Annotated in this window: 13 protein-coding genes; 5 read left to right on the top strand and 8 right to left on the bottom strand. The window is 59.7% G+C overall.

Annotation, left to right across the window (positions count from 1 at the left end):
• The first annotated feature begins 107 nt into the window (after positions 1–107).
• From Q0J85_RS12985 to Q0J85_RS12970, 4 genes are all read left to right on the top strand, one after another.
• A complete protein-coding gene (locus tag Q0J85_RS12985) occupies positions 108–803 on the top strand; it encodes a type II secretion system protein (RefSeq protein WP_294482414.1) in 696 nt (231 codons plus the stop codon).
• Between the two features lie 18 nt (positions 804–821).
• Positions 822–5,963: a glycoside hydrolase family 2 TIM barrel-domain containing protein gene (locus Q0J85_RS12980; protein WP_294482412.1), complete on the top strand. Its 5,142-nt coding sequence runs from the start codon at positions 822–824 to the stop codon at positions 5,961–5,963.
• A 163-nt stretch (positions 5,964–6,126) separates the two neighbouring features.
• Positions 6,127–7,257, top strand: a complete 1,131-nt coding sequence (locus tag Q0J85_RS12975; RefSeq protein ID WP_294482410.1) for a GntR family transcriptional regulator — start codon at positions 6,127–6,129, stop codon at positions 7,255–7,257.
• Entirely contained in the window at positions 7,254–7,511 is a 258-nt protein-coding gene (locus Q0J85_RS12970) for a hypothetical protein (protein WP_294482408.1), read from the top strand. The genes Q0J85_RS12975 and Q0J85_RS12970 overlap by 4 nt, the downstream gene beginning before the upstream one ends.
• 54 nt (positions 7,512–7,565) lie before the next feature.
• Here Q0J85_RS12970 and Q0J85_RS12965 read toward each other — a convergent pair whose 3' ends face one another.
• The 8 genes from Q0J85_RS12965 to Q0J85_RS12930 are packed head-to-tail and all read right to left on the bottom strand — an operon-like array spanning position 7,566 to position 15,573.
• Positions 7,566–8,840 carry an MFS transporter gene (locus tag Q0J85_RS12965; protein WP_294482406.1) on the bottom strand — a complete coding sequence of 425 codons (1,275 nt, stop codon included), beginning with the start codon at positions 8,838–8,840 and terminating at the stop codon, positions 7,566–7,568.
• A 1-nt stretch (position 8,841) separates the two neighbouring features.
• A complete protein-coding gene (locus Q0J85_RS12960) occupies positions 8,842–9,798 on the bottom strand; it encodes an NAD(P)H-quinone oxidoreductase (RefSeq protein ID WP_294482404.1) in 957 nt (318 codons plus the stop codon).
• Positions 9,799–9,801: 3 nt separating this feature from the next.
• Entirely contained in the window at positions 9,802–10,938 is a 1,137-nt protein-coding gene (locus tag Q0J85_RS12955) for a Gfo/Idh/MocA family oxidoreductase (protein WP_294482403.1), read from the bottom strand.
• Positions 10,939–10,942: 4 nt separating this feature from the next.
• Positions 10,943–11,962, bottom strand: a complete 1,020-nt coding sequence (locus tag Q0J85_RS12950) for an NAD-dependent epimerase/dehydratase family protein (RefSeq protein ID WP_294482402.1) — start codon at positions 11,960–11,962, stop codon at positions 10,943–10,945.
• A 37-nt stretch (positions 11,963–11,999) separates the two neighbouring features.
• Positions 12,000–12,764 carry an SDR family NAD(P)-dependent oxidoreductase gene (locus Q0J85_RS12945; protein ID WP_294482400.1) on the bottom strand — a complete coding sequence of 255 codons (765 nt, stop codon included), beginning with the start codon at positions 12,762–12,764 and terminating at the stop codon, positions 12,000–12,002.
• 6 nt (positions 12,765–12,770) lie between these two features.
• Complete coding sequence (locus Q0J85_RS12940) at positions 12,771–13,529, bottom strand: SDR family NAD(P)-dependent oxidoreductase (RefSeq protein ID WP_294482399.1); 759 nt, start codon at positions 13,527–13,529, stop codon at positions 12,771–12,773.
• 11 nt (positions 13,530–13,540) lie between these two features.
• Positions 13,541–14,554, bottom strand: coding sequence for a Gfo/Idh/MocA family oxidoreductase (locus Q0J85_RS12935; RefSeq protein ID WP_294482398.1), 1,014 nt, complete (start codon positions 14,552–14,554; stop codon positions 13,541–13,543).
• An 11-nt stretch (positions 14,555–14,565) separates the two neighbouring features.
• Complete coding sequence (locus tag Q0J85_RS12930) at positions 14,566–15,573, bottom strand: zinc-binding dehydrogenase (RefSeq protein WP_294482396.1); 1,008 nt, start codon at positions 15,571–15,573, stop codon at positions 14,566–14,568.
• A 194-nt stretch (positions 15,574–15,767) separates the two neighbouring features.
• Here Q0J85_RS12930 and Q0J85_RS12925 point away from each other — a divergent pair, with 194 nt between their 5' ends.
• Positions 15,768–16,769 carry a LacI family DNA-binding transcriptional regulator gene (locus tag Q0J85_RS12925; RefSeq protein ID WP_294482394.1) on the top strand — a complete coding sequence of 334 codons (1,002 nt, stop codon included), beginning with the start codon at positions 15,768–15,770 and terminating at the stop codon, positions 16,767–16,769.
• Positions 16,770–16,803 lie beyond the last annotated feature (34 nt).

Raw genomic sequence — 16,803 nt, 5'->3', positions numbered from 1 at the left:
AACAAAAAATATATTTATTCCGAATTTTAATATATTGACTTTTCAATTCGTCTCAGGTATAATTAAAAGCAGAGAGACGCGAAAACATTCACCGCAGGAGGGATGAAATGAAACGGAAATGGTTTACTTTGATAGAGTTGCTCGTTGTGATCGCGATCATCGCGATACTTGCGTCGATGTTGCTGCCGGCGCTGAATCAGGCGCGGCAGCGGGCACGGGGCAGCGCCTGCCTCAACAATCTCAAGCAGATGATGACCTACACGCAGATGTATCTGGATTCCTATGACGGAGTCATCGTCTGTGAGGGGGGATTCGAGACTTGGTCAGGATGTTTGAGACGGGGAGGCTTTGTTCAGCTTTCCGACTGGAAAGCGTTCAACTGTCCGGATGCACCGATTCCCAAGGGCAACATCAGCGATGACATCAAAGTCAGCACTTATGCCTATCCTGCCAATTACCTCGGGCTATGCGTAATCGGCGACACTTATTACAATGGCTATCCGAGCCCGTACAAAGCCGACACGCCGGGACTTTCGGGCGGAAGCATGTTGAATTTCAAATTGCTGAAACAGCCGTCGAGTTTTCTGTTTCTTGCCGACGGCAGAAATGCCGACGGATATTCGGTTTCAAAATTCTATCCGATCGGCGATTTCGGCACATGGGCTTGCGGACCGTGGCGCGGGCACAACCGTTCGCAGTTCTCCGTGAACTGGGCGGATGGACACGCATCCTTTATCGGGGAAGCGGAATTGCGGGCTACCACGATCGGCAACACCACCACAGTTCAATGGGCTGCGGAATAACAAGATTCGGAACGGTCCATGAAACAACTTCTTTTTTTGTTCATTGTGGTTGCGGCGTTGCTGCTTCCTGCCGCGAATCTGATTGTCGACCCCGGGACGGGAAAGCTCCGGGGCGGAAAAGCGCCCGCGGGGATCACAGCTGAACTCCGTGACGGGAGAGGGTTCATCACGATCGAGGGTGCAAATCGCCAGCTGAGCATGGTTCTTCCCCTGAAAGCCGGAGAGCGGTTCGTGCGGGTGCGGATGCGCATGCGGGTCACGGGAGTCGTTCCCGCCGCCGAATCCTGGCAGGACGCCCGGCTGGCGATGCGTTTTTACGACCGGAACGGGAAAGGCGTCGGCGAATGGCCGCAGGTTTTCAGCGCACGCGGTACGGGGGATTGGATCGATTGCGACCGGCTCTATCCGGTTCCGGAAGGTGCGGTCTCGCTGACCCTCGGCCCGGCGAACTTCGGAACAGCCGGAAAAGTGGAATTCGCCGATCTGCTGGTCGAGGCCGTGAACGAACGTCCCTCCCCGGTTGCGAATCTGATTATCGACCCCGGGACGGGGAAGCTCCGGGGCGGGAAAGCTCCCGCGGGGATCACAGCTGAACTCCGTGACGGGAGAGGGTTCATCACGATCGAGGGTGAAAATCGCCAGCTGAACATGGTTCTTCCCCTGAAAGCCGGAGAGCGGTTCGTGCGGGTGCGGATGCGCATGCGGGTCACGGGGGTCGTTCCCGCCGCCGAATCCTGGCAGGACGCCCGGCTGGCGATGCGTTTTTACGACCGGAACGGGAAAGGCGTCGGCGAATGGCCGCAGGTTTTCAGCGCACGCGGTACGGGGGATTGGATCGATTGCGACCGGCTCTATCCGGTTCCGGAAGGTGCGGTCTCGCTGACCCTCGGCCCGGCGAACTTCGGAACAGCCGGAAAAGTGGAATTCGCCGATCTGCTGGTCGAGGCCGTGAACGATCCCGCCGCAATGAATCGTGATGTCCCGCCGCCCGGCGGGCTGACCGTGGAGGAGCTTTTCTCGCTCGCCGATGCGGAACATGTCACCACTCCGAGCCGGGAACGGATCTGCCTCAATGGACTCTGGCAGTTCCGGCCCGTTCTGCAGAAAGAGGAGATTGCGGCCCTCCCTCCGGAGGGATCGGGTTGGGGATACTTCAAAATTCCGGGGGCGTGGCCGGTCGCAGCCAACGGCATGAGTTTTTATCTCTCTCCGCTCCTCATGGCCGAGATTGATCCGGGGAAGCTCAACAGTGCCTGGTATCGCCGGGAGATCGAGGTTCCTGCAGAGTGGAGCGGACGGGAAATCATACTTTCCGCCGACTTGATCCAGAGTTGCGCGAAGATTTTCGTGGACGGTATCGAAGCGGGGGAGTTCTACTATCCCGGCGGCGAGGCGGATCTGACCGGAAAACTGATCCCCGGGAAGAAGCAGACACTTGCACTTCTGGTCAGCGCGAACCCTGAGGAGAGCGCGACTTTCATGGCGGCCGACCGCCTCATCAAAAACAAGAGCGCGCTGCAGAACCGCGGCATCACCGGAAATCTCTTCCTGGAATCGCGTCCGGTCGGTGCGGCGATTTCCGACGTCCACGTCATCACTTTGGTACAGAATGCCGCGATCACTTTTGACACCGGTTTTGTCGCGCTGCCGGTGGGACGCTACCGCCTGGAGGCGGAACTGTTCGACGCAGACGGCAGGGCGGTGAAGCGGTTTCTCTCCACACCGTTCCGTTCCACGGGGAAACCCGGATTCCGCCACTCGTTCGGCGGTGCCTGGCAAAATCCGAAGCTCTGGGACATCGACACCCCGGGAAATCTCTACACGGCGAAAGTTCGGCTGCTCGACGACAAGGGCGGTCTGCTCGACGAATTTCTTCCGCAGGAGTTCGGATTCCGCGAATTCTGCATCGATGGCCGCGACTTTTACCTGAACGGCCGGAAGATTCATTTGCGCGCGCTGGTCACCAAGACCCCGCAGGAGGCCGATTTCGGTTCGGAACTCTGGATCGAACACCTGGTTCAGGCCGCGCGCGGTTTCGGCGCAAATTTTCTTATCGGCTGGAATTACAGTTTTTCTCCTGGCGTATTCTGTTATCTCGACGGGTTTCACCGGGGGACTTCCCGGCGAGGTATGCTGACCTCGCTAACTCTGCCGCATTTCAAAGATTTCAACTCGAATCTCAAAGATCCGGAACAGGCCGCAGCCTACCGGAGACAGGCGGAACACCTGATCCGCCGTTTTCAGAATGTTCCAGGCGTCGTTATGCTGGTCATGAATCACAACGCGACCGGTTACTCCGGCGATCAGAATCCGATGCGGATCGGCACCGCCTACAAACCCGAAGAGGCTCTGCCGGATGGAGCACTTGCGAACCGCGCCCAGGCCGTGCTCGCGGAAAACATCGCCCGGAAACTCGATCCGAGCCGCCCGATCTATCACCATGAGGGAGGCAACATCGGCGACGTCTATACCCTGAACTGCTATTTGAACTGGGCGCCGCGGCAGGAGCGGGCCGACTGGCTCGAAAACTGGGAGAAAAACGGCACGATGCCGCTCGTCTTCGTTGAATGGGGGCTGCCGCACGTTGCAAGCTGGTCGAGTTACCGCGGTCCCGCTTTCATCTGGTCGACCAAAGGGCTGCAGTGCCTGTGGACCAATGAGTTCAATGCCGCAATCCTCGGTGAAGATGCCTACCGTGATGAACCCGCCAAACAGAAACTTTACGATCTTCAGGAAAAGCTGATTAAAGGCAACCGGGAAACCTATTTCAACTCTTTAGGTGGAAATGGTCTCATGAATCAGGTCGAGGATGTGAACCGTGTCCGGGCCTATTATGCGCAGAGAGTATTCCGCTCGTTACGCGCCAGGGGGATCTCCGGCATCCTGCCGTGGGATCAGTTCCTCTGCTGGAAATGGGTGGCGAACGGTCCGGGCGTACGGCAGAATCCCGATCGCTTCCGGAATCTGAAACAGCCCGGACTCGTTCCGGATCTGCTGATTCCGCGCGGCGAGTATATCAACAATCCTTTTGCCAGGTACGAACTCAATACGACCGGCGAGGCGGTGCACGCGGGATTCACCGAATTTCTCGGCTGGATCGGCGGCAAAGCCGGTGATATCACCGAAGAGGGACACAATTTCCGCCCCGGCGAAACCGTGCGGAAAACCCTCGTGGTTTTGAACGACAGCCGTCGGGAAGCGAAAGTTGAATGGCGCTGGAGAGTTCCGGCCCTCGGAATCGAAAAAAGCGGCAGCACAGTCGTCGCTCCCGCGGGCCGCTGCGATCTGCCGGTGGAATTCACCATCCCGACCGCCGGAGCACCGGAGAAGTTCGCGCTCGAGGCGGAGTTCGATTTCCCGGGACAGGGGAGAAGCTGTGATCGTTTCATGGTCGATCTTGTCGCGCCGGCTGCGGTGAAACTCGCTTCGAGAGTCGGTCTCTACGATCCGGAGGGGAAAGCCTCACTGCTTTTGAACCGGCTCGGGATTCCGTTCCGTCCGGTCCATTCCGACCGCGATCTGAACGGGATTGAGATTCTGATCCTCGGGCGCAATGCGCTGCACGGATTTCCGCTGCATTTGTCGCAGCGACTGGAAAACGGGCTGAAACTCCTTGTGCTCGAACAGCCGGCGCAGGAGCTGAACCGGCTCGGACTGCGCACGACGGAACAGGGATTCCGTGAAGTGTTTTCCGTGTCGGATTTCAGCGGAGATTTGCGGGACTGGCGCGGCCGTGCGACTCAGCTGCCGGGAACCTTTCCGCTTGTGCCCTATGAGGCGACCTCGCCGCAGTGGGACTGGAACGGTTTCAGCAACACCCGGGTCTGGCGGGCCGGCAACCGCGGCAGCCTCACGGAAGTGCTGTTTGAAAAGCCGCAGGTCGGAAACTGGAATCCGCTGCTGCAGTGCGGTTTCGATCTGCAGTATGTGCCGCTGGTCGAGTTTGTCGAGGGAAAAGGCCGGATCATGTTCTGCCAGCTTGCAGTCACAGGCCGTACGGAAATTGAGCCGCAGGCCGATGATCTGCTTGGCCGGGCATTGGAGCGACTCGATTCCGCCCGCGGTTCCGCCCTCCGGAATGTGCGATATCTGGGCGGTTCGGAGGGGGCCGCTTTGCTCGACGCGCTGCGCATTCCCCGCTCTGCCGACTCCGGTTCGACTCCCGCGGAAACGCTGCTGGTGCTCGGCCCGGGCGCAGAGCCGGGTGATCTGACTGACGCGGTGGCTGCCGGGCTGAATGTACTCGCTCTCGGATTCGGACAGGCAGAGCTCGAATCCATGCTGCCCGGAAAATTCCATCTCCAGTCCGGCGGATATTATTCCGATCAAGTGGAGAATCTGCGCGAGACGCCGGAGTTCACCGGAATCGGCAACGCGGAACTGCACTGGCGCGGGAAAATGCAGTTTGACGCCTTTGCGCCGGATTCCGCGGGCGGACGTTCTCTCGGAATTGTCCGGCACGGGAAAGGTGTTTTCGTAAGTTGCCAGCTTCCGCCGTGGAAATTCGACGAGGAAGAGTTTTACTACCGGACGACCCGGCGGCGGTCGACTTTCCTCGTCTCCCGTCTGGCCGCGAATCTCGGAGCACGTTTTGAAAGCGGACTCTTCGCTCTGTTCGACGGCGTGAAAGGCAATCTCAAATTCGAGTTGCCGAACGATCGTTGGACCGGCATCGCCGATCCCGAGGGAGAGGGGCGCGACCGGGGATGGATGAACCCGGATTTCCGCCCGAATTCCAGATGGCGTCCGGTTCGGGTGCCGGGAAATTTCGACGTGCAGTTCAAAGAGCTGGCGAAATACGATGGGCTCTTCTGGTATCGTCTGGAATTTGAACTGCCCGGAGAGTTTGCTTCTTCCGGCGATGTTGAGCTGTTCCTCGGTGCGATCGATGACGAGTCCTGGACCTGGCTGAACGGGCACTTCCTAGGAGAGGTCACCAAACAGACCCATCCGGATAACTACTGGGAAGCGGCCCGCATCCATCATGTGGATTCCGATTGGCTTCGCCCCGGAAAAAATGTGCTGGTTGTGCTCTGCAACGACACCTACCGGTACGGTGGAATCCTCGGAATTCCCAAGTTCAAGATTCCCCGGAGATTCGATTTCTACACGGATCGGCCGATCGCCTCCGACGATCCGTACCGCTACTATCGCTGGTAATCTCCGGCGGCCGCTTCCCGGCGGAGCGCTCTGCTCCGCCTTTTTCCAGGGAGGGGCCGCCGGTCGCTTTTTTTCATTTTTCTTCCGCCGCGCACTTGCTTTTTTCTTCTCTTTGCATCATAATATTTACAGGTAATATTACATGTAAACATTGAGGTGCGGCGTGAAGAGGAACATCTCCGACGACATATATACGTATCTGCTCACCGAGATACGCGAGCATCGTCTGCTGCCGGGCGGGATTCTGCCCTCGGAAAGCACGCTCTGCCGCCAGTTTTACGTGAGTCGTCCGACGGTGCGAAAGGCGCTTGCGCGGCTGTGCGACGGCGGTTATGTTCAGAGCCGTCCGGGGGTCGGAACCTACGTTTCCTCCGGCCGGGCGGAGAACGATTTCCAGTCGTCGAAACGGATCATCATCGGGATCGACGGGGTCGATTTTCACGATGAATATCAATACTATGCGCCGATCAGCCTCGGTGCGCGGCAGGCGGCGGAGGAGGCCGGCGCGGTCATCTGCCTGACGGATCTGCCTGAGCTGGTCAACCATCCTGAGCGGAAAGTGGACGCTTTCATCGCGACCCGGGTCGATCAGGACAAATTCGAGCAGGCGCGGAAACTCCAGCAGGAAGGGACTCCGGTTGTGCTCATCAACCGCTTTCCGAAGCAGATGGATCTCGCCTGGCTCTCGGTGGATTTCCAGTATGAGACTTTTCTGGTCATCAACAGTCTGATCCGGAACGGCGCGCGCCGCATCGCCCTGATCGGGCGTCAGACCGGGAATATTACTTCCGCAGGGCGCACACGCGGCTGGGAGGAGGCGTATCGTGCGAACGGGCTTGAAGTGCCGCATCATCTGGCGGTGGATTTTCAGGATTTTCGCAGCAATGACCGGACGTTGCCGGAATTTTTCCGCACCGCTGGAGTGGATGTTGCATTTGTTTCGGCAGGCTACCTGCTGCCGCCGGTGCTGAATGCGCTCGCGCGTCTCGGTGTCCGGCTGCCGGAAGATCTCGACGTGATCTGCTTTGACGATGTCGAGAATTTCACGGAAACCATCGGGGTGCCGGTCTCCTGCATTCGGATGCCGCTCCGGACCATGGGGGCGCAAGCCGTCGAATACCTGATTCGGAAGATCCGCAACCCTGAGTGTGAAAAGGTGGAACAGACGTTCCGCGCCTCACTGGTTGTGAACCGGTGCAAATTTCTGCTGCCGCCGGGCTCGGCGGCGTTCTGCCGGACTCCCGTTTCGCCGGATGCGGAGCCTCCGTCGCTGCCGCGCAGGATTCCCGGATGAACGGAAACGGAGAAGTGGAGTGCCTCGCGTTCCGGAATCTGGAAAAGTTCGGGGTGCTGCTCATCAACAAGAGCGGGCGCGAGACGGATGTGAAACTCGATCTGCTCAACGCCCCGGCGACGACTCCCAATCCGATTCTCCCCTCGGTCGAATCGATCGCGCTGCGGGAGGGAGAAGTGAAACGGGGCATGATTCCGGAGTTCCCCCCGGCCGTCACTCTGCAACCGTATGAGGTGCGGCTGCTGATGCTGTAAGAGGAGTTTCCTCCCTGCGGGAAACCGGTGCTCTGACTTCCGGAAGAGCGGAATTCATGGCGAACGCCTTTCGCGCAGCTTCATCGCGCAGAAAAATACCGCGGTCGAAGCGAACGCCAGCACCGAAAACACCGCGAGGTAGGAGTTTCGGGAATAAACCAGCGCTCCGCCGACCGATTCCGGCGGAAAGCTTTTCAACAGCCAGCCGGCCAGATTCCCGAAAACGGCAACCGCAAGGTAAAAACTGAAATTCATAAAGCAGACTGCAGGGCCGCCGAGATCGCGCGGATTGGTGTCATGCAGCAGCGGAATCACGATCGACGACATGCTTCCGGTAGCGGCGAGCAGACAGAAAAGCAGCGCGATCCAGCCGCTGCGAATATCGAAGAACAACAGCAATGCAATGAGAGCGAACACCGTGAGCGAAACCGTTCCCGCAACGCGGCAGAAGACGCTCCGCCGATCACCTGTCATTCGGCTCAGCACCGCGAGCAAAGTTCCAGCCACCGCGGAAATCAATCCCGTCAACGACAGAATCCATGCCGCGTGAAGCGAGGAAAATCCGCAGAAGTCCTCCAGAAACTTCTTGCCGATCACCGTCTGAATCACATAGTATAAACCGAAGTTGATCCCGCTGAACAGAAACACCAGCCGGTTGTTCCGCTCACCCAGCACCTGGAAGAACGGGGTGAATCGAAACGGTACGTCGCGCCGGACCGGCGGCAGTTTCCGCCGGGAGGAGAACACGACAAAGAGCCCATAGAAAAGAATCGTCGCGGCCGCAACGCCGAGCAGCGCCCGCTGCCATCCGGTTGCCCGGACCAGTGCGACGAACGGCGCATTGGCAACGATACCGCCCGCGTATCCGGCCGTAATCACCAGAGAAACCGCAATGGCATAATTTTTCCGGCTGGCGCGGATCGTCTCATCGATGAGCGCCAGATAGAGCGAACTAGCCCCGAATCCGGTCAGTGCCCGGCTGAAATAGAGCCACCCCCCTGACGAAAGCGGAAAACACAGCGACCCGAGGCAGAAAAGAAACCCTCCGGGCAGAATGACCCGCCGCCCCCCGTAACGGCTGACGAAAAGTCCGATCAGCAACTGATTCAGCGCGTAAACGTACATGAAGACCGAACCGAGCGCCGTCACTCCCGGCGCGGAGAGATGAAGATCACTCTGCAGGAGATCGAAGATCGCTCCCGGAACCGCCACCCGCTGAATGTTCGCAAAGAAGTAAAGCCCGGTTCCGCACAGAATCAGCAGGAGAAAAAATCTCCGGCGGAAAACGAGCGGATCCGCCTCTCCGCCGTGAACCTTGCGGAACACCATTTCAATCGATCTCCAGCACCACCTTGCCGATGTTTTCATTGCGCTGAAGAATCGCATGCGCTTCTTCCGCCTGGCGAACCGGCAGCACTGCATGGATCACCGGACGAATCTCTTTCGAGCCGAATTTCGGCCAGACTTTCTCCTCAAGCTCATGCAGAATCCGCGTTTTCATCTCCGTCGAACGGCTGCGCAATGTGCTGCCGATCAGCCGGATTCCACGCTTGAGAATCGGCCGGAGGCTGATCCGGGCAAACTCGCCGCCGAGGGTTGAGATAAGAATCCAGCGCCCCCCGGGAGAGAGTTTCCCGATGCAGCTCCCGAGCACCTCTCCGCCGACACAGTCGAGTGCAATATCCACCGGATGCGCCTCGAATGCCGCGGCCGGATCATCCCGATGGCGCTCCAGCACCCAGTCCGCGCCGAGAAGGCGGACCGCCTCGGCTTTCTCCGGCGAGCCGACCGAAGTCATCACCTTTGCGCCGAACGCTTTCGCCAGCTGAATCGCCGCGAGACCGAGACCGCTCGCTCCCGCTTGAATGAAGACCGTCTCTCCGCCCCGCAAATCCGCTTCCAGAATGAGATTCAAATATGCAGTCGCAAACACCTCCGGCAGCGAGGCCGCCTCCGTCATCGAAAGTCCCGGCGGAAGCGGCAGAACCATCCCCTCCGGGACGGCGATCTTCTCCGCATATCCGCCGCCTCCGAGCAGAGCGCACACCTCGTCGCCGACTTTCCAGCGGCTTCCGGCGGGAGCCGCTAGAACGGTGCCCGCCACCTCCAGCCCCATCCACTCCGGCCAGCCGGGCGGCGGCGGATACTTGCCCGCCCGCTGCAGCAGATCCGCGCGGTTCAAAGCCGCCGCCCGGATTCCCAGAAGAACCTCGCCGGCTTTCGCTTCCGGATCGGGAACCTCCGTCCAGTGCATGGCCCCGGCGTCATCAACTTTCATCGCATACATCGTTCACTCTCCTCCCAAATGATTCCTCTCAAGCGGATGCACCCGATCCTTGAGCGGCAGCGGAATTACCCGCCCGGCCAACTGCGACGCATAGGCCCCGTAAATCATCTCCAGCGCCGTCCGGGCATCATACGCGCTCGCCAGCGGCCGGCGGTCCTCCTCGATCGCACCGAGCAGATCCCACGCGGCAAATCGATTGTTCTCCCGGAAATACTGCAGAAAACCGAAGTCGCGCAGCTCCTCCGCGTCCGGAATGACCCGTGTCTCCACCAGCGGCACCTCCTCGTAGGCGGCTTCGTCCTCCGGCGGAAACTGAGTGCGGCTCAGCCGCAGTTTCCGGTCGTTGTCGTAGCGGACGCTTAAAATTCCCTCAGTCCCGGCCACAGAGACTCCCATCCGCACCTGCTTCCGAAACAGTCCGCGCCGGCTCTCGAAAATCCCGCGGACACTGTCCGGAAAACGGTAGAGCGCAAACACATTATCCCCGGCGACCGGCCCGAGCGGCTCTTTCGTCACACACCGATCCTCCCGCCGCAGCGCCCGCCCCTCCTGCGTGATCTCCGCCGAGACCGATTCCGGAGCGCCGAAGAGATAACAGCCGAGGTCGAGGATATGGGTGCCCAGCACGATCATATCCTCGCCGCCGCCGCGTTCGTCCTCTTTTCCCCGCCCGTAAAAGGTGAGAGGCGTGCCGATCACGCCCTCTTCGATCATCCGCTTCATCGTCCGGAACACCAACGCATGGCGCGCCAGATGGGCGACGGCGATTTTCACGTTGTGTTTCTCCGCGAGAGCGATGAGCTCATCGGCGACGCGAAGATCGTTGGTCATCGGCTTTTCGCAAAGCACGTGAATGCCCCGCTCCGCGGCCGCCCGGATCTGGAACGTGTGATCCTCCGGAATCCGGGAGCCGAGCACGACGATCTGCGGCTTCTCCCGGTCGAGCATCTCCAGATAGTCGTCGTAATGGCGCTTCACCCCGAGTTGCCGCATTCGTTCATCGAGTCCGTCCGGATTGGAATCCGCCAGAGCCACATGTTCCACTCCGGGCAGCCCGACAAAAGCGAGGTGGGTGCCATGTCCACCGAGAAAAATCCGCTTCGTGTCGTAAGCGACCGCAACACGCCACTGTTTCTTCATGCTTTCACCTCCCGGAAGAGCGGCGGTCCATCGCCGCAAGATAATCGTCCATCGCAGTGTTGACCCGCCAGACGGTCTCTTTCGGGCAGCGGCCGATCTCCAGCTTCAGCCCGTCGTAGAGCGGCATGAGCTCGCTCTGTTTCATCCCGAGCGTGGAGAGAATCTTCGAGTTGTCTGTTTCGCGGGTGAAGAGCCGGGCGTATTCGAGTTGCCAGCGCGGTCCCATGTTGTACGGATCCGGCGAGAGAATGCGCAGATAGTCCTCCTTGTCCACCCAGACCGCCTCCAGGTTGCAGATGTCGTGATAATAGTCGGCGATCTCCTCCCAGGAGTGATGTTCTCCGGTCGCGACGTTGAAATCCTCCCCGATCGCCCGGTCGAGAAAGAGCAGCCCGGCAAGCATGCGGGCGACGTCGCCGCCCCAGCTCAAGGTCGCCTGCTTCTCCCGCGCCTGTTCCGGAACGACGACCCGCTTTCCGGCGAAAGCGCGCCCCACGTTGTCCGCCGCTTCGAGCGTCACGAGCTGATAGCGCAGAAACGAGTAGGTGGTCGCGGGGCGGACGATCGTCCAGTTTCTCCGCTGGGAAGCGCGCAGAATATTTTCGCCGCGCGCCTTGTAGATGCAGTAGTCGTCCGAATTTCGCAGCAGCACGTCATCCGACGAATCGATCAGCCGCGGCGAACTCTCCCTGACCGGATGCTCTTTGTCGTCGAACACCCGGCAGCTCGATAGAAACATGTAGTGTCCGGTGTGATTCAACGCCTGCGGCAGATACCAGGTGAGTTCTCCGGTGGCGTAGGTCAGGAAGTCGACGATTCCGTCGTAATTCTTTGCGAGAAGTTCGCGGTAGACGCTCCGGTCTTTTGCGTTCGCCTGAATGTGGGTGACCCCCCGCAGCCCCGGATCGGCCGCATCCAGCGAAACCGCGTCAATCCGATAGCCCAGCTCCGACAGCCGGGGAAGCAGATACTGTCCCATCGCCCCGGAAGAACCGAGCACCAGCACTTTTCTGGTAACGTTCATTTTTCCCTCTATTTGAAAATGACCTGTTTGTTGGATTTTATTGTTCTTCCCGGTTGTGGTAACGCACCCCGAGAACACGTCCGCCGTCGATGGTATGGTTTTCACCGGTGATGAAACTGGAATCGTCCGATGCGAGAAACACCACCAGCGCCGCGATTTCACGCGGTTCCCCGGTACGCCCCAGCCAGGTTCCCTGATGAGGAATCGACGCCGCACCGACGACCATGCCCGGAGAGATGCAGTTGACGTTGATGTTGTATTTTCCGGTTTCCAGCGCCAGCGCCCGGGTCAGAGAGAGGACTCCCCCCTTGGCCGCGGAGTAGTCCACCCGATCCAGAATCCCCTTTTCCGCGGCGATCGAAGACATATTGATGATTTTACCGTATCTGCGTTCCATCATCTGGCCGAGCAGAGCGTGAATACAGCAGAGCGTTCCGTTCAAATTGAGGTCTATGATCCGGCGCCAGATCTCCTCGGTTGTGTTTTCAAAGCGGGAGAGCCGATGAAACAACCCGGCGCTGCCTCCCGCGTTGTTTACCAGGATTTCGACCGAACCGAACTCCTTGAGCGCCGTTTCCGCCATTCGGCGGACTTCGTCACTCCGGGTCACATCCACCTGACAGGGAAGGGCGCATCCCCCGGCGGAGCGGATTGTTTCAGCTGCTTTTTCGGCATTTTCCCGGGTGAGGTCCGCGCAGACGACCGCGGCGCCTTCCTCCGCAAGGCGCGAACAGATCGCGATGCCGATTCGCCCACCCGCGCCGGTGACTACGGCGGTCTTTCCTTCAAGCATTTTATCCATGTTCCCTTATTCCTCCTTCGGCCCGAGAATGCAGCCGCCGTCGATTATGTAATTTTGACCTGTGATGTAGCCGGCGTCTTCCGAACAGAGAAAACAGACCAGTTTCGCGACCTCCTCCGGCGTCCCGGAACGGCCGAACACGCTGCCGCCGATCGTGGATTCCGGACCCGGTTTCATCTGGATCGCTCCCGAAGCAATGCTGTTGACGCAGATGTTGCATGCGCCGCAATCCATCGCCAGGCTCCGGGTCAGGGCGATAATTCCTCCTTCCACCGCCGAGCGGATCGGCGCCCCCTGCAAACCGGAGACTCCCGCCACCGATACCAGATTGACGATCCTGCCCGTCCGGCGCACGATCATTTGCGGCAGGACATAACGAATCGTTGCAATGGTTCCCCGCAGGACAGACTCAAGAAAAGGAGCCCACTGCGCAGGTTCCGACTCCGAAAAAGCTCTGACAATTCCGACCGCATGGAGGTTGTCTCCCCCCGCATTGTTGACGAGAATATCGATCGAACCGAGCGTTTCGGTCACACATCGAACCATCCGCCTGACCTGATCAACATCGGCTGGATCGGCGGAAAATGCAATCGCTTCTCCTCCCGATTCGCTGATTTCCGCAACGACTTTCTCCGCCTCCTCCCGGACAGGGGCGGCGACTGCGATTCTTGCGCCATGCGAAGCGAACATGCGGGCCACCGCCCTGCCGATTTCATTTTCCGCTCCTGATACAAGGACGTTTTTTCCATTCCATTGTCTTTCCATAGTCTCTCCTGTTACAGCTGAACACCAGAGGCACGCAACAACGCCTCCTGCACGATCAGTTCATGCGGGAACGGCCACGGATTCTCCATCTCGCCCCGGATGATCTTCGCCAATTCGATCAGCTGGTTGTCGTATCGTCCGTTCATAACACCGACGTCCACGATATGCGTTCCGGCCGCGAACGTCTCGTTCCCCTCGAGCAGCGTCAGCCGCAGATGGAGCGGATCGAGCCGGTAGCGGTCGGCAGGCTGCTCCAGCGGGCAGATCTCGATCGTCCCCTTTGTCCCGCATACGATCAGCCGCCGATGTTTCATCCCGTCCACCTCGGTGACGCCGGTCCGCACCGTGGCGACCGCACGCGGATACTCCAGCACGGCGACGCCCGTGTCATAAAGATTGTCGTCGCGCGTTTTCGTGAGGTAGGGGGTCACCCGCAGCGGCCGCCCGAGCATCGCCACGACCAGATCGATCAGATGTCCGGCGAAGATGTAGACCGCCCCGCCCTGAAACTGCGCGAGCCAGCGGCGATAGGCCTCGTCATGGCCGTCATAACGGTTCATCACGGCATGCACCTCGAAGATCTCCCCGAGCCACCCGTTCCGCACCGCCTCGAAACAGTATTGAATCGCCGGATTGTTGCGGTACATGTACCCGAGCTGAATTGTCAGATGTTTCCGGCGGAACTCGTTCAGCAGATCGCGGAACGGTTCGAGCTTCTCCCCGCCGGGCTTGTCCATGTGGATGGAGAGATTCCGGTCGACGCAGCGGCGCGCGGTCTCCAAAAGCTCGAAACCGTCGGTCTCCACCGCAACCGCCTCGAGCCCGGGCGTGTTGAAAAGCTCCTCCTCCGTGAGACGCGGAACTCCCTGATACTCAGGGAATCCGCCGCGACGGTTCCACCATGACTCGTCCTCCTCCACGACGCCGACCACCTCGTAAAAATCGCTGAGACGGCGCAGCGCGGCCATTTTTTCCGAAGCATGATTGTGACCGATGCCGATCTGTCCGATTCTGATTTTCCGCATAAGTGACGCTCCTATCTTTCCGCAAAACTCTTCCAGTCGAAAATGACGCCGAGCAGCTCCGGGTCTCCGCGGGTGATCCGTTCAAAGATCACCGGGGCATCCGCGGGAGAGGCCACGACGTTCAGCAGCGACTCCGTCCGAATCCGTCCGGCGGAAAACAGCCGCAGCAGCAGCGCCATATCCTCCCGCATGGTCCAGTTGCCGGGGCGCGCGTCGTGGAGCGGCCGCGCCATATTGTGCGCCCCGATGATGCTGATCCCCGGGCGGTGAACCTTGTGGTAGAAATCGAGTTCATGCGTCGGAGTCCGGGAGCAGCCGGTGAGCGTGACGCGTCCGAACGGCGCGGTGAAGTCGAGAGCGCCGTTGAGCGCCTCCGGATTTCCGGTCACTTCGACCACCACGTCCGCGCCTTTTCCGCCCGTGAGACTGCGGATTTTTTCCGCCAGATCAGGTTCGTCGGGCGAAAAAGCCGCATCGGCACCGAATGCCAGCGCAAGTTCCCGCCGACGCCGGTTGTAATCGATCGCGATCAGGGGGAAAAGTCCGTTGAGATATGCGCAGCGGACGGCGAAGAGCCCGAGCAACCCGAGCCCCATCACCGCCAGAGACTCCCCGAACTCCGGTCGCGCCTTGCGGACTCCCTGCAGCCCCATCGCGGCGACGATCGCGAAAACCGCGGTGTGCGCCGGCAGGGCGTCATCATCGATGCGGACCAGATCCTGCGTTTGCTTCACCAGACGGGAGGTGTGCATGCTGTGGTACACCGCGACCCGTTCCCCGGGGAGAAATCCGGCCTCCTCCCCGGCGCGCAGCACTTTCGCCACCGCGCTGTAACCGAGATACTTCGGGAATTCCCCGCCGGCGAGTCCGAGCAGGCATGCCCGTTCGGTTCCGGGGCTGACCAGGGTGCACTCCGTCTCCAGAAGAACCTCATCCCGTTTCAGTTCCGGCTCCGCCATTTCAGATGTCTGCAGCTCCGCCCGGCCGGGAGCGGTGAATACAATCGAATGTCGTTTCATCTCCGATCTCGATGCTCCTTTCGCGATTCCTGTTTCCGGATACAGTAAACTCCCGGAGTGTTTTTACAAGAGCTTTGCGCACAATCTTTTGAAAAATAAATTGCAAAAAGAATTTGTTTTCAATCAAATTCCGAATATATTGTAAATAAATCAATTTTTTATGAAAACAATCTCATATACCGGGGTGAGGCGTTGTGAAAATCCAGGAGATTGCGAAGAGGGCGGGGGTATCCACCGCGACGGTGTCGCGGGTGTTCAGCAACCATCCGAACATCCGCGAGGAGCTGCGCGAACGGGTTCTGGCGGCGGCACGGCAGGCGGGATACCACCCGCGTCTCTCGCAGAAACAGCAGAATGTGGTGGTCATCAGTCCGCTTCGGGAGATCTATCCGATCCGGAGCTATGTTGAAATGGTGATTTCCGAACTGGCGCTGACTCTTTCCGCGCGCGGCTACCGGATCGAAATGCTGCCGTCGGACAACCTCAGCCAGCTCGAGCGGATTCGGTTCTGCGGTGCAGTTTCGATCGGTGTCGATGTCGAATCATTCGGCAACTGGGAGGAACGTTTCGCTGCGCCGCTGGTTGTCATCGACCGCGACGTACCTCCGACGGGAGCGGGGGAGATTTACTCGATCCGTTCCGATGAGAATCAGGCGATGCACCTCGGAATCGAATGTCTCGCCCGCCACGGCTGCCGCAAAATCGGCGTCATTATCTACGGGAAAGCGGATATGGGCAATACCGGAATCCGGCATGGAGCGGTTCTCCGGGCGCTGCGGGCAAATCGGCTGCCGGTCCTGGAACGGCTCGTTCGCTTCGCTCTCGCCGACTCCTACGCGGAGGAGATCGGCAAACTTCTGAAGCTCGGGATTGACGGTCTCTTCTGTCCCGGCGGCAATGCCGGAATCATCGCCGCCTATGTGCTTTCGCTCTACAACCGGCGCATTCCGGAGGATATTTCGCTGGTCGCTTCCGAACGGAGCATGTACTCCCGTTACGCGATTCCGCCGCAAACCACGATCACGCAGGACTACGCCGCACAGGCGAAAGCGGTCGCAGATCTGCTCGACGCCCGTCGGCGCGGCATCGCCTTCCCTCGTCACACGGTCATTCCCTACCGGCTCATCGAACGCGACAGCGTGAGAGAGAATCCGCCCCCGCCGCCGGAGGAGAGTTTTCGCGTTGCGCGCGCTTGACTTTCCGGGCGGGGCGGGGTATCTTTTGCGTTGA

The sequence above is a fragment of the uncultured Victivallis sp. genome (genome assembly GCA_944389935.1).
Classification (GTDB): Bacteria; Verrucomicrobiota; Lentisphaeria; order Victivallales; family Victivallaceae; genus Victivallis.
Note: the sequence above shows the minus strand (reverse complement) of the source record. Positions and strands in the feature narration are given on the sequence as shown.

Coding starts and splice junctions, on each gene's coding strand:
- Q0J85_RS12985 (WP_294482414.1), top strand. CDS start 108: ATGAAACGGAAATGGTTTACTTTGATAGAGTTGCTCGTTGTGATCGCG.
- Q0J85_RS12980 (WP_294482412.1), top strand. CDS start 822: ATGAAACAACTTCTTTTTTTGTTCATTGTGGTTGCGGCGTTGCTGCTT.
- Q0J85_RS12970 (WP_294482408.1), top strand. CDS start 7,254: ATGAACGGAAACGGAGAAGTGGAGTGCCTCGCGTTCCGGAATCTGGAA.
- Q0J85_RS12965 (WP_294482406.1), bottom strand. CDS start 8,840: ATGGTGTTCCGCAAGGTTCACGGCGGAGAGGCGGATCCGCTCGTTTTC.
- Q0J85_RS12960 (WP_294482404.1), bottom strand. CDS start 9,798: ATGTATGCGATGAAAGTTGATGACGCCGGGGCCATGCACTGGACGGAG.
- Q0J85_RS12955 (WP_294482403.1), bottom strand. CDS start 10,938: ATGAAGAAACAGTGGCGTGTTGCGGTCGCTTACGACACGAAGCGGATT.
- Q0J85_RS12950 (WP_294482402.1), bottom strand. CDS start 11,962: ATGAACGTTACCAGAAAAGTGCTGGTGCTCGGTTCTTCCGGGGCGATG.
- Q0J85_RS12945 (WP_294482400.1), bottom strand. CDS start 12,764: ATGGATAAAATGCTTGAAGGAAAGACCGCCGTAGTCACCGGCGCGGGT.
- Q0J85_RS12940 (WP_294482399.1), bottom strand. CDS start 13,529: ATGGAAAGACAATGGAATGGAAAAAACGTCCTTGTATCAGGAGCGGAA.
- Q0J85_RS12935 (WP_294482398.1), bottom strand. CDS start 14,554: ATGCGGAAAATCAGAATCGGACAGATCGGCATCGGTCACAATCATGCT.
- Q0J85_RS12930 (WP_294482396.1), bottom strand. CDS start 15,573: ATGAAACGACATTCGATTGTATTCACCGCTCCCGGCCGGGCGGAGCTG.